The organism is Corynebacterium sp. HMSC06C06, from assembly GCF_001807295.1.
Lineage (GTDB): Bacteria > Actinomycetota > Actinomycetes > Mycobacteriales > Mycobacteriaceae > Corynebacterium > Corynebacterium striatum.
In genome coordinates this window covers 87,291-100,260 of the sequence record NZ_KV788521.1, presented here as the reverse complement: position 1 = coordinate 100,260, position 12,970 = coordinate 87,291, and the positions used below count along the sequence as shown (strand labels likewise).

Sequence of the window (12,970 nt, the reverse complement as noted above, 5' to 3'; positions counted from 1 at the left end):
TGCTGTTCGCTTACAAGCGCCTAGCTTATGAAGCCAAACCATTCCTTATTGCTTGGCAGCCACAGCAGCACAATGGCCACGATTGCGGCCAAGGAAATAGGCCATACGTGCGGTAACACAATCATGAGCACGACCAGCGCTAGGACCGCAGAAAGCCAAATGCGCGCTTTATGCTGCGCATGCAACACGTAAACGCTCAGAGCGCACAACGCAACCACGACGATGGAAAGCACAACACCCAGCTCAGTAGCCAGTCGCTCGATGCGATTCAGGGATTCCGACACCCGCTCCGAAGCCACGAGCTCGAAGACGTAGTACACAATGTAGGAGGAGATGCCGAGGACGATGAGCGCGGCAATCTGCAGCGTCCACGGCGCGCGCCACGCGCTCATGTCTGCGGCCTTGCGCTTTACCTGCTCCTGCTCGGCTACCTGCCCAAAGCGGTAGTCGCTGAAGGGCGCAGCCGGCGCCCCAAACCCCTGGTTACTCTGCCCTCCTTGTGGCGGATAACCGAACTGTTGATTGCCCCGCGGGCTGCCGAAAGTCACTGCACATCATCCTTAAACACACCGCGGCTGCTGAGCATCCAACGTAGAGGATCAAGAACGCGGAACGGCGCGATGCCGCTACGCGCCAGCTGCCGGCCAGTTGGCGCCTCGCCCAATGCAGAGACCGCAAAGTACTGGCGTCCATTCTGGCTGATGTTGTTGACCATATTGATGAGGTCGTTGGCCTTAAGGAAGCGCAGCAGCGAGTCAACTTCGTAGCTCAAGATGGTGGCATCATCGAAGTAGAAGTTCCAACCGGTGTCACGACGGAACGCGGCACCAGTGTTGCCCATGATTTTGGCCCACTGCGTATTCGGGTTCTGCTCGAGCTTCTGGATCGTGTCGAACTTAGAAATCGTCACCGCCAGCGGTGGTGGGGAGTCCTCGCCCATGAGGGTGATGAGGTTCTCCAGCACGCGGGTTGGTTCCGCACCCAGCTCGCCGAAGTCAGGAACCAAACCGTGCAGGTAGTCACGGATCTCTCGCTCGCGGAGCGGGTCGAAGAGGAAAATCACGAGGTCCGCGTATTTGAAGAAGGACAGCGCCTCACGGTCATCCTCACGCTCCGGCAAGTTCTCCAAGTCCTCACCTGCGACATCGCGGAACACAAGGTAATTCGTGCGCATAGTGCCTTCAGGATCTGGCCACTGGCCAAGATCGAAGATAAGCGGGTCACGCTGATACGCGTCCGTAGCCACCGCGCTCGGAGTTGGGTCCATGCTCTTCATCTCCTGGAAGAGCGGCTGCTCGTACTTTTCCTGGAAGCGCTGCTCCGTGGACTGATCCGCTGCGAATACGGAATGGTTGTGCTTATGCGCCAGCTGCTTGAGCTGCTTGACCATAACGGCGGTATACAGAGACTTTCCGGAGTTACGAGCACCTGCCATGGCCACGCAATGGGTCACGGATTCGGTCCAGTTGGGCAACAACTCACGGTTGTTATACGGGCTGACGGTAGCGCCTTCTTCCAGTGGACGGAACGTCCACGGACATGCTGCCAAGCTAGCCATTAGTACTCCTCCTTGAGCATCTCGGCGACCTGATCTGACAGGCGTGCCAGGTCCTGGTTGAACTCGCTCCCCTGCTTTTCAACGGCCTCGGCGTCAATAACAACGAAGGCCACCGCGTGGTCCCCTGCAGTTACCTTGGCAAGTTCGACCTCTTGCTTAGCGATCGGGCTGACGACGATAACCACCGAAGGAATATCGCCTTTCAGCATCTGTGCCGTTGGACTATCAGTGACGTAGATAAACAGTGAGGAATTCGCAGAGAGATCCTCGCTGCGCCAACGGCGTTGACCCACGCGGTCAGCACCGGCTTCGATGACGCCACGGATGAAGCTGCGCAATTCGCTCACCACGTGCTGGTCAGTGCGCTCACGACCATCGGTTGCGATGAAGCCACTGAAGGAATCAGCGAGGGCATTGATGTACTTAGCCACCAGATCGAGCGCCGCATTGTTGACGTTGACCTGCATGGACGAGGAACTGTCGATGATTGCCGTGGCGTTCTTCAGCTCGGCGTCGTTCACCGCAGCACGGCGCATCTTGGAACGAACCTCACGTGCGGAGTCGGTAATACCCACGCCTTCAGAAGAGCCGAAGGCATCAAGGCGGAGGCGTCCACCTTCAGCGGTGAGCTCAGCCAGGCGTTCCGAGCTGTCCTCAGCACCATCGATAAGCACGCGCGGAAAGCTGACGGTGTCCTCGCCATTGGAAATGTTCAAGCGGATTTCGGTGCGCTGGCCGTAGGTTGCCGCCCCGGACGGCTTCACCTGAATCGTTGCGCGTTCCGTGATGTTGTGGATGATGTAGTACATCTTGTCGATGCGACTAAAATCCGCACCTTCACCAATGATCTCCAGCTCAATCCTCGCGCCACCTGCACCAATCTCGAAGGCTTCGACACGAATGCTGTCATTCATAGAAATGGAGCGGGAATCTCCATCCTTCAAAGTGTATTTAGCCATAGTCTTCTACCTTCCGTTGGCTTTGGACGTTGCGAGCAATCTCTTCAGCAATTTCCTTGATGAAGCGGCCCGGATCGCTTTGGGAATCGATACCCATTCTGCACCGGTCTAATTTGATGACCCCGGTAAACCGCTCAACCACGAGAGCACGCGCTTGCGCGATTGTGTCGTCGTCGAGACCTCGCAAGATTTCGCGAACGAGGAGCTTATAAGGCGATTCGAACAGCTGGACCCAGGAGGCAATTGCCGCAGCCAAGGCGAGGGTGTAGTAACCCTCTGGGTAGCAGGAGCGATCCAGAATCGCGAGGTGAATAGCACGGCCACGGTTGGCATTCAGGTACTTCAACCACCACGCCGGATCGTAGTTATATAGGTGCTCGATTTCTTGCTTAGTCAGCGGCGGCACCCATGCATTGGGGCGCGGAGCTGCGCTTGGCGACGCCCGGTGTTCCACCCGTGGGTGCACCGGCGCCGGGTTCACTGGAACTGTGGACTCTGGGGTCTTAGGGGTCTCTGGCGCCGGATTGACCGGCGTAGGAGCAGCAGAGACGTCAGCAAAAGGATTGTGGTTCGTTGCGTTATAGGAACCGAGTGGCTGCTGCTCTGCAAATCCGGTCGGCTGCGGTGACCGCGGAGCCTCTGACAGGAATGGTGAAGCTTCAGCGGCCGGAGCTTGTGGCTCGCCAAAAGGGCGCGACTGCTCCGCCACCGTGCTTTGTTGCGGCTGCACGGCAGAGTCATCATAGGCGCTGATATCGGGCAGGGACGCGCCCAGAACAAAGACGACCGGGTTACCTGGGATAGCACCGGCTTTAACCATCTCCATCAGGCGTAGCTTTTCCCTTTCCGGGACGACGACCATGGTCGAAGTGCCCAGCGGCAGCTCAGCGATACCCGCTGGCTTTTCAAACGTGGAGTACCCGAAGCCTTGCTCGCCGACCTCGCGGGCGGTTGCGGCAATCCACAATGCCGCCTGGTTTTCTGGTGCAACGAGTACCACTAGTGATTTCTTCTTGGAAGAAAGTACCTGCGCCATGGCACTGACCAAACGTGCGTTGTAGCCGGCGTCCGGATTGGGGGTCACGGACTTAAATGGCGCCGGAAGAGTGGCAGGTTTTTGGAATTCGCCAGCCAGAAAGTCGTCGATAAGTGCATCAAAAGCCAGCGGGCCCTTGCGCACAATCTTCTCCGGGATTTGTACCTTGTCCACCTCGAAGATGGAGAAAGGAGTGGGCACGTCCGGGGAGAACAGTACCTGGGCTGGCGCTGGCGGAGTTCCGCCGTCCGTCACGCAGGTGTACGTGAACACATTTCCACCGCGTCCCGTGGCATCGATTCCCGCCGGAACAGAGACCATGGTGACCCACTTCTCGCCTTCCTCAGTCAGCGTGAATACAGCGGTACGGTGCACCAGCTCTGCACGCTCCTGCGCGGACGGAAAGTCAGGGATGCGAGTGCCAGTGTTCAGCGTGGTCGGGACATAAGTGATGAGCTCCTGGAGCTCTTCTGACGAGATATCGCCAACCTTGGAGCCCACTCCCCAACCACCGGCACGGCCGTTTCCGCGGGAAAAGGACGCGTAACTAAATGCGCCGCCCATTACTGCTGCCCCTTCTGATAGTCGTTGAAATCAACCGGTTGCTGGTTAAAAGCACTCGCCGGGAAGAACAAGCGGCTAGCCACGTTGCGCTCCACCACGACGGCCTTGTCATTCGCCTTGAATTCGGAATTGAACTCCGACGAGTCGAATCCACTCTGGTTGAAGGAATTAAACACGTCGTTGCTTCCCATCCCAAAGGAGTCGAATCCGCTGTCCATCGAATTGAAACCATCAACCGCGAACAAGCGCAGGTAGCCACCGCGCAGCGTGCGCTCATCGAGCTCCACAACAAAGTCAGGGTTCTGGAACGTGCTTTGTCCCAGTCCCTGGCTTGTGTACGTCGCCGTATTGGTGCCGGAGATTTTCAGCGGGTAACCATCCTCAGCGTAAAGCGGAAGGCGCTCTGGGTTGTATACAACCTGGCAAGAAAATGGGCGCTTGTCGCCGCTGTCCAAGCTCGAGAGGTAAACACCAACTTGGCGAGTCGGGAAGTCATACAGGATGTCATACGTGACTGTCCGAAGTCCCGCGTATTCCAGAATGCGCTCCTCAGCCTCGGTACGCTCGCCTGCGTACATCGCGTAAGGACGCAGACGCACGCGGTCACTGTGGCGCTCCAGGTTCAAGCGGATGCCGCCCTGCAGCTCGTAGTCTTCCTCACGCACCGTGCTCGTGCCGCTGTTGGTGGTAACTTCCACCATGGTTGCGCCCAGTGGCCAGTTGAAGGAGATGAGCTGGCTGTCCACACGCTCAATGAGGCGGACCTCATTCTCCGCGATGGGCAGGACGCGCTGCAGAACCTTTGACTCGCCCACCCAAGCATCAGCTTCGTTGAAGTTCACCGGGGTGATGTACACCTCGTACCAATCCGGGGGCCACGCCACCGTGGTGTTTTGCGGCGAATCCGGTTGAGCAACGCCGCGCGTCTCAGTCACGGCGTCGGCAAACGCGTTCTCCACGTAGGACTTATCGATAGCCTTGGTACGCAGCTCCGGCAGCGGCGCATGCGGCGTGAGATAGATCTTGACCTCGCCGGTCTTTGGCGAGCGCCAATCGATGTCGATATTGTCATGTCCTTCGACCGTGACACGCTCGCACCGAGTAATGGTCATCTTCTCGAGCTCACTGGCCAGCTTCACACGGTGCTGGACCGCGGCTTCATTAACGCTCGTCAACGTGTTGCTGCGGAACTGCGCCTGCCCCAGCAAAGACACGACCATGGTCTGGCCGGCTTCCTGGACGCGGATCGTAGCCTTGCGTCCACTGGCCTCAATGTCCTGCTCAAAGCGTGGGGAAAGCTTGTCACGCTCGTTGTCTTTGCACGCATACACGACGGCGCCCTCATGGCCATCGAGCAAATCCCAAGAGACCTGAATCGCGCCTTTGATGGTGGTGACCTTGACGTTGACCGGCGGGTAGATCACCGCGGTCTCGCCCATGAACACCGGTTGCGCACTGATGATCTCCCCAAGGTCTTTGCCCTTGTACGCCCACACCGAATAGTGGCGCAGGCCCGACTCGCCTGGGTTATGGTCACGGTATGCGAAGCCCTCAGTGATCATGAGAGTCTCGCCCGCCTCTGGCGACTCGATCATCTCTTTGTCATCAGCTACCACTCGATAGAGAACCATTTCTCCTGGCTGGCACTCCAGCGGCTCCCACCAGATACGCACGGGGTGGCGCGCATCGGAGCTCTCCTCCACCGACGGTTCGTAGCCGTACGCTTCTTCCTCCGGTATGTCCGACTGGGGCTGTGCAGCGGGAATCTCAATCTCGTAGTGCATCTCTGGGGCAACCCAGCCCGCAGCCTGGCGGCCTTTATAGGGCACTTTAAATGCAGATGCAGGGAGATTGGTGTAATCATCCTCGTTAACTTGGGTGCGAGAATCCTTTGCCGCTTCCAGTTTTGCCAACTCTGCTGCCCAGTCAAACACTTTTTTGGGCTTCTGTGGCTGAGGTGATTCGTTGTGGGGGCTCATATCTTTGATCTCCGAAGTCTCGGACTGGATAAAGTTTCCGGTAACCTCCGCCTGTGGCTCCGGGTTGAGGTTGCGCGCAAAAAGCTCTGGATGCTCCACGCTCTCACCGCTGAACACTGCTGCGATTTGCTCAGCGAACTGAGCAAACTCAGGCGACAATGCGTTACGTACGTCGTCGACAGTGACGCTGCGCATCGCGTGCAAAGGCATCAGCTGTGACAGCGGAATATCCGTGATCTTTGCTGGCTGGGATTGCGTCATCTTTCTTCGCTCCTAGAACGTATCGTCCAGATCATCGAGCGATGGTGGCTGCTGCGATTGACCGAAACCAAAAGGATTTGCGGTATTGCTGGTCTCATTTCCAAAGCTGTATCCAGGCTGAACCTGAGAAGCATTATTGAAAGAATCGATGTGATCAGTGTCATCGAGATCGCTCAGCGCATCCTCGAAGAACGCTGATGGCACCGCTTCCTCCAGCCGCTCTTCCTTCGGCACCAGGTACTTGAAATCCGTGATACGGCCGAACTGGACCACAGTGAGAGAACGGGAGAGCTGGCTGGTCAGCTCCGTATTGCTGTCCACCTCAATAGTGCGCGTGTAGTCAGGGTCAATCTCGGTGTAGCCTGCCGAAGCACCCAGGGTGGTCAGGGCCTCGTTGCTGAAGGCCTGCATTGCCCCCTTCTCTTGGCTCATACCCGCCAGGAACTGCTCTGTGGACTGCGTCTGACGACGATTCTCATCCAAGAAGGTCACCGAAGACAGGTAGTGCTGCAGCCTGCCAGCCATCCGCGGATTCGTAATCACGTTGTGCCAGACCTGCGGCTTCTCATCACGGGAAGCCATGAGTGGGTGATCTAGGTGGCGTGAGATGAGGTCGAGCTGGGTGTTAGAGTTTTCGCCGCGCATGCCCCACATAGCGCTGAGCTGTACCGAGCCTTGGCCTACTTGATTGCGCTCAAAGACAGAGTTCATGTAATCGACGAGCGAACGCAGGGACTTGTGCGCCCAGTCACGTAAATAAACCTGGGAGCGAATCTCCTCAGCCATGCGGTTGGTTTCATCTTCCGAGACCTGCGCTTGGCCGATTCGCGCGTTATCCGGCAAGCCAGACTCTGGGGTACGCAGGTGATCACTCGTGGTGGAGTTAAGCCCGAACGGTGCGTAGATGGCACGTCCAAGGATCGCGGACCAGCTGAGGAACTGGCTGTAAGCGTTGAGGATGCGGTCGACGTCGGCAGCTGCTGACACGATGTTGCGCGCGGCAATCTCCTGGTTCTGGCGGTTGAGCTTTTGCCTTTGCACGTAATCGTAGATTTCGCGCTGTGCCTTGGTGAACATCAGCCACGTCAACAAAAGGAAGAGGATGATCGAAAGGATCACGCCAAAGGTGGTCCACCGCCAATCGAGAGTGAGCATGCCATCCCAGATCTTCACATCTGGGTTGTAATTGGCCAAGCACATGTAGAACAGCACGACCAGAACAAGAGTCAGGATGCCCCACGACGCACGCAGCTTGTTCGTGAGTCGTCGATTTTCATCGTTGAAGTCGCGCACAGCAAAGCCTTTTTCTTCCTCGCGCAGCCTGCGTGCTTCCGTTTCGTAGAAATCAACGCGCTGGCGAGCGACACCAAGACGCTGTGCCAAGCCAGTACCGACCTTCCAGGCGAAGCTGTTTTGGTTCTGATTGCGCCACGCAGCGAATTCCTGTTTCTTGCGGTTAACTTCCGTGTTCTGCGTGACCTGGCTGGTCCAGTCCAGGTCTGCTGCGAACTTCTCAGCCGCAATCGGGTCGAATGGGGCCACCTTAGCCTCGGACTCGTTGTTGTAGCCCACGGTGCGGTGCATCAGCGGATGGAAACCAAGGAAGGAGTTGCTCATGTCTGGCACGGACTGCTGCCCATACTGCACGATCAGGACTTCCTGTTGGCTGCCCTTCTGCGGTGTGAAGATGGCGTCTTCTTTCCACTGACCATCAACCAAACCAAGGGCGAAGTCGTGGTAGGCCTCCCACATACCAGACAGCTGCGGCGCCTGGCCGATGTCGAATTGCACCTTCTGCGCCTCAGCCAGGGTGCGCTGGTTCTTCTGCTGCATCTGCTGAATAGACACAGCATTGCCCTTACCAGAGTGTCCATCCAGAACGACTTCCATGTTGGAATTCTGGCCATAGAGTAGGTTCTGAAGGAAGCCCGCGGTGGCACTGTTGACCGTGCCACGGTGGCTGTTGACCCAATCCTGCGGCTTGCCGATGCCCGTGGCCCAGTACAGGCGCAGGTTATCGCGCAGGGCAGCCCATGCGCTGACCTTCTGCGTCTTAGGCGACTCCAACGGGATTTCAGGGGACAGCAGCGAACTCCCGTGCATCGCGAAAAGCGTGTCGGAGTAGTACTGAGTCAGCCTCGCTGGATCAGTGACGCGCTCGGCATGGCTGTTGTTGCGCAGCTGCGGGCGCGGTAAGGGGCGGTTCGGATTGAACACGCGATCCTTGACCGCGTTCTCAACCGCGCTGGCGTCGATAGTGCGGTGAAATGCACGCACCAAACGGAAGTTCTCGCGGTTGCCCGTCTCCATGAGGCGGCCGGTGTCTGGATCAAACACCGCAGCCTGCGGCATTCCGCGCCAGAGGCCGAAGATAGATGCCACGGCAGGCGCAGCAAACTGGGCCAGTTCAAAGCCATCCTCAGAACGCGGAATCGGGCGAATACGCGTCGACGAAGGAGTGCCGCCCTCTTCCGGGGACAGCACCAGGTTCTCCCACACCTGCAAGGGCTCGATGTGAACGTTGCGCAATGGCAACGCCGAAAGCAGGAGGCGCACTCGCTGGTTGGATGCCTGCACGATGCGGGAATCTACCGCGGCAGCCCACTGCGACAACGCCTCTGGTTGCAGGGGTTGCGCCTCATCCATCGAATCGAGAACCACCAGAAGGATGTCTCCTTCGTGGCGATGCAGGGCGTCGTCAAGCGTGGAAATGCGTGGCGTGCCCTCCGCATCGAAAGAGCGCACTACTGCAGCTGACGTGGGGTGGGTGTAGTCCACCCACATGAAGTTATCCAGCAAGCCCACTGCACGCAGGTCGAAAAGGCGGGAACGAATCTCATCCGCGGTGGCGCCGTGTCCAAAGAACAATACGTTAGTCATTAGAAGGTGTCATCCAAGTCAGGGAGTTCAAATTCGGAACCAAAGCTAGGCGTTACCGGCGAAAAATCGCGGCTGGTCTCAGCCTGGTAGGAAACAGGGGTCTCAGCAACGGTCTTGGCTTGGCCGAGCAAATCGCGGATACGCTGCGCCATGACGACGACGTCCGGTGCAAGGTCGCGGTAGTAAGGCGTTGCCGAAGCCACCTCACGGCGACGGATGGTGGCATAAGGCTTATCATCCATGCCTTGGCCCGGCAGAGAATTCATTCCACCCGGAATGAAGTGATCAGCATTACGCACATGCCTGTCGAGCTTCGCAACGAAGGATTCATAACGATCCTGGATGCTGGAGCCAACAACGCCGCGGCCCGGCACGTTGCCATCGCGCAGGAACTCAGCCAAACGATGTACCAGCGGGTGCGTGGACGCACCGGAGTGCGCGAAGTCCTTGCCATTGTCGTAGAGGCCACGCAGCAGCTGGTACGGGTACAAGGAAGAACCAAAGCCATAAGGGCCGTTTTTCTGCACCTTTGCGTAGGCGATGAAGATGGACTCTAGGACAGAAGACATCCAGTCGGATTTCTTGACCATACGACGCGGGGAAATCAGCATCGGGTTCGGGAAAGGAACCCAAGCATTGACGCCACCTGGAGTGTCATCGAAGATATGCGCCGCGGCCTTGTCGGTGTCCTGATCGGAGATGTAGATGCGGCCGGTGATGCGGCCAATGATCCAACCTGCCACCATGGCCTGACGCTCCGTCTCGGTGATCGGCAGAGCGGCAGCTAGCGGGCGTGTGCGGCGCTCAGACCAATAAGAGCCATCGAAGTTTTCTTGCTTGTCGATGTCTTCTGCGATATATCCGAACATCGAGGAGAAGACGATCGGCGAGTAGTTCGGGTAGGAACCAAAGATTTCGATGTGCTGGACCTGCTCAGACATGTTGAGCGAGTTGCGCAGCGCTACCTGGGATGGCTCATCGATGGAAGGTGTGCTCAGGATGCTGCTCAGGCGTGGAACAATACCAGTCTCTTCGTTCCCCAATGCCTCGAACGGAATGTCCGAGAAAGAGTAGGTGTACTGGACGTCCTTGCCGTGGATGCGCTGAACCATGTCGCTGGAGACAGCGGCCAATGGACGAGCATAGCTCAGCGCCAGCTGGAAGGCACTGACGAAGCGATCGATGCGCTGACTATGCTCAACCTCGTTGATATCTGGGGTAAGCGTCAGGTAGCTGCGCAAATCCACCGAGTTGAACTTGTGGAACTCGTAGTCGCGGCGGTTGATCCAATCGCGAGCACGTCCCAGCAGGTCCGCCGGGCGGATACGTGCACGGTACTGGGCGCGCTGCGACTCACGAACCTCGCCAGTCTGTGGGTGACGGGACAGGTACTTGGAAACCCAGCCGGCGCGGTTGCTGTACTCATCGTTAGTGCGCTTTTGCGGTGCCAAGGTGTTATTCGGAGCCTTGTTGGCATCCAGGGAATCCCACTCACCGCGAATAACCGCGCGGACCGCAAACGGATAAGCCTGGTCATAGTGCTGGACGTCGGAAGTGGCGTGTTGGCCCTGAATGGTGCGCAGCATCTGGTCCTGGTAATCGGTGATAAACGCGTTGACGTCAGTCAACATGATCTCGTTCTCGGCGCCCTTGAAGCGCGACTCGACGACCTCGTCGATTTCTTCCGGCCATGCGTTGACCTCGTTGGTGCGAACGTCAGCCAGCTTGTTGGTTTCCGGACGCGACTGTGCAGCCTTCTCCAAGACCTCGTGGGCATCTTTCAGTTCGCGCTTGAGGTGGAAGAGATTCTCATCCGCGTAGTCCTGCAAAACATCTTTCAGGATGTGCGCCATCGCCATGAGGAAGTAGCTGTAGAACTGCTGGTGGTACAGGCCTAACAGGGCATTAACGGTGGGGGTTGGGTCCGTCATCTGGCCCTTGCCGGTCAGCGGGCTCAGAATCGGCTCGGAGCCTTGCGGCAAAGCCAGAACGTTGGTGCTGAGGAAGGAATTAGACATCTCGTTCAGCTGCGGCATCAGACGGTCGCCGCTAGTGAGGATGTCGCTGAGTCGGTCCAGAAGCTCGCGGACATAAGGAACACCGACTGCAGCAAGTTCGCTTTCAACGGTCTCAAGAACCCTGTCAGAGAAGAAGTTGGCATAGCGGTACGCGGTGTCATACGCGGACTGCTGGAGCAGACCAGAGATGTACTGCTGGTTTTGTGGGTCGTTCAGGTTCTGGATGAGCTCGCCACGCCACTCGTTTACGTTGCGGCCCTCGCCAATAGGAATGAAATTACGCAGGTTGCGCACTGCGTTTTCCGCGGCGGGCTGGGCCATCGTATTGAAATTGGCCATCAGCCAGTTCCAGGTGGTGTTGATATCAATCGGTGCGCCCGTTGCCCAGTTAGGGTCCAGAGTCATCTCCTGGAAGCGGGCAGGTAGACGCTCATCGAGACGCTTAGCAATTTGTATCTCGCCAGCTTCCGGATTGGCCTTGTCAAGGTGGCCGTTGAGCAAACGGTCGAAAGAACTACGGGCCAGGCGCTGTGCGGAATACTCAGCGAAGCGGTCACGGCCCATGGAAATCTGTGCGTAGCCCAGAGAGCCCCAAGGCAAGCGTGCCCACGGCGTACCGCCCTGGGACTGATCACGGTCCCAACCGAAGAAACGGCGGCCGCCGTCACCGGATGGGGTGTTGGTCAGTGCGTAGGAAACCAGGTTGTCAGAGGCACGGGTCGAGGCCATCAAGCCGGCCAGCGCACGGCCAAGGCCACGATAGACGGACATCGCGGAGCCATCGCCGAAGCGGGAGCCGGTTGTGCCCATCTTGGAACCGATTGGGAAAATACGGCCGAATGTCGGACCGTCCGGCGGGGTGCCCATGTCGAAGGCCTCGAAGATGGCGCGGTCATGCGCGGTGGAGTTGCCCATCTGGGAAGCCACAACCTCGCCGAACATGGCCAGGGAATTCGGCCACGCACCGGCCATGTCCTCTGCCTTGTTGTCGGAGAAGATCTCCGGGGTGTACATGAAGACCAGCGTGCTGGTCGGATCGAGATTCTTGATGGTGGTCAGAACGCGGCAGACATCCAGGAACATCGAAGCGCCTGCGCCGCCTGCCATGGAGGAAACAACCAGCACAACCGGCGCGGAGGAACCAGTATCGGTGCGCTTCTTCGACTGCTTGTAATTGAGCTCGTTCAGTTCCTGGATAGCTTCCTGGGTAAACATCTCAGACACCGCCGCGTTCAATGCGTTGCGGATGTCCCTCAGGTGGCGCAGGGTCAGGATACGGCCGATGGCGCGGTACTGGCCGGCGCCATCGGCAAGCTTCGTGTCATTCGATTGCGGCGTACGCGAAGCCCACGTGGCGATCTCGCCCAGCTTGCCGGAGCGGCCCAGCGTTTCAGAGATACCCGCGTCGAACTGGTTGTAACGCTGTCGTGAACCGATGCCGACGTACTGGCCACCGCTCTGGGTAACGTTCGGCAGCTTCTGCGGGCCAGCCTCCTCTTCGAGGGGCACATCGATGTTCACAAACTGCCAAGCCTTAGGCAACTCAGTGATGTCTGGATCGATGGTGCGCAGCTCCGCCTTGAGCTGGTCCATGATAAAAGCCAAGGTCTTGGCGCCGGAGCCACCGCAGCCAACTACGAGGAACTTCTTCATCTGCTCTTAAAACCTTTCGGGATGTCTCTTTAAGTGTTCAACTTGTGCGTTCTGCTTGCGTT

The 12,970-nt window shown here is 58.0% G+C and carries 7 protein-coding genes; all 7 read right to left on the bottom strand.

Annotation, left to right across the window (positions count from 1 at the left end; genetic code table 11):
- Window positions 1-20 precede the first annotated feature (20 nt).
- From HMPREF3153_RS11740 to HMPREF3153_RS11710, 7 genes are read right to left on the bottom strand one after another with little or no spacing between them, the layout of a single operon-like run.
- Window positions 21-548, bottom strand: coding sequence for a hypothetical protein (locus HMPREF3153_RS11740; protein ID WP_070420961.1), 528 nt, complete (start codon window positions 546-548; stop codon window positions 21-23).
- Window positions 545-1,558, bottom strand: coding sequence for a TRAFAC clade GTPase domain-containing protein (locus HMPREF3153_RS11735; RefSeq protein WP_005530376.1), 1,014 nt, complete (start codon window positions 1,556-1,558; stop codon window positions 545-547). Before HMPREF3153_RS11735 ends, HMPREF3153_RS11740 begins: the two co-directional genes overlap by 4 nt.
- Window positions 1,558-2,517, bottom strand: coding sequence for a hypothetical protein (locus HMPREF3153_RS11730; protein WP_070420960.1), 960 nt, complete (start codon window positions 2,515-2,517; stop codon window positions 1,558-1,560). Before HMPREF3153_RS11730 ends, HMPREF3153_RS11735 begins: the two co-directional genes overlap by 1 nt.
- Window positions 2,510-4,117 carry a GAP1-N2 domain-containing protein gene (locus HMPREF3153_RS11725; RefSeq protein ID WP_070420959.1) on the bottom strand — a complete coding sequence of 536 codons (1,608 nt, stop codon included), beginning with the start codon at window positions 4,115-4,117 and terminating at the stop codon, window positions 2,510-2,512. Before HMPREF3153_RS11725 ends, HMPREF3153_RS11730 begins: the two co-directional genes overlap by 8 nt.
- The gene (locus HMPREF3153_RS11720) at window positions 4,117-6,357 is read right to left on the bottom strand and encodes a SaeA-related protein (protein WP_046645740.1); all 2,241 of its coding nucleotides are present in this window, start codon (window positions 6,355-6,357) and stop codon (window positions 4,117-4,119) included. The genes HMPREF3153_RS11725 and HMPREF3153_RS11720 overlap by 1 nt, the downstream gene beginning before the upstream one ends.
- A gap of 12 nt (window positions 6,358-6,369) precedes the next feature.
- Complete coding sequence (locus HMPREF3153_RS11715; RefSeq protein ID WP_070420958.1) at window positions 6,370-9,237, bottom strand: hypothetical protein; 2,868 nt, start codon at window positions 9,235-9,237, stop codon at window positions 6,370-6,372.
- Entirely contained in the window at window positions 9,237-12,908 is a 3,672-nt protein-coding gene (locus HMPREF3153_RS11710; protein WP_070420957.1) for a tubulin-like doman-containing protein, read from the bottom strand. Before HMPREF3153_RS11710 ends, HMPREF3153_RS11715 begins: the two co-directional genes overlap by 1 nt.
- Between the last annotated feature and the right edge of the window lie 62 nt (window positions 12,909-12,970).

What these genes read in the sequence shown, in the direction of transcription:
- HMPREF3153_RS11735 (WP_005530376.1), bottom strand. Translation starts at nt 1,558, where the DNA reads ATGGCTAGCTTGGCAGCATGTCCGTGGACGTTCCGTCCACTGGAAGAA.
- HMPREF3153_RS11730 (WP_070420960.1), bottom strand. Translation starts at nt 2,517, where the DNA reads ATGGCTAAATACACTTTGAAGGATGGAGATTCCCGCTCCATTTCTATG.
- HMPREF3153_RS11725 (WP_070420959.1), bottom strand. Translation starts at nt 4,117, where the DNA reads ATGGGCGGCGCATTTAGTTACGCGTCCTTTTCCCGCGGAAACGGCCGT.
- HMPREF3153_RS11720 (WP_046645740.1), bottom strand. Translation starts at nt 6,357, where the DNA reads ATGACGCAATCCCAGCCAGCAAAGATCACGGATATTCCGCTGTCACAG.
- HMPREF3153_RS11715 (WP_070420958.1), bottom strand. Translation starts at nt 9,237, where the DNA reads ATGACTAACGTATTGTTCTTTGGACACGGCGCCACCGCGGATGAGATT.
- HMPREF3153_RS11710 (WP_070420957.1), bottom strand. Translation starts at nt 12,908, where the DNA reads ATGAAGAAGTTCCTCGTAGTTGGCTGCGGTGGCTCCGGCGCCAAGACC.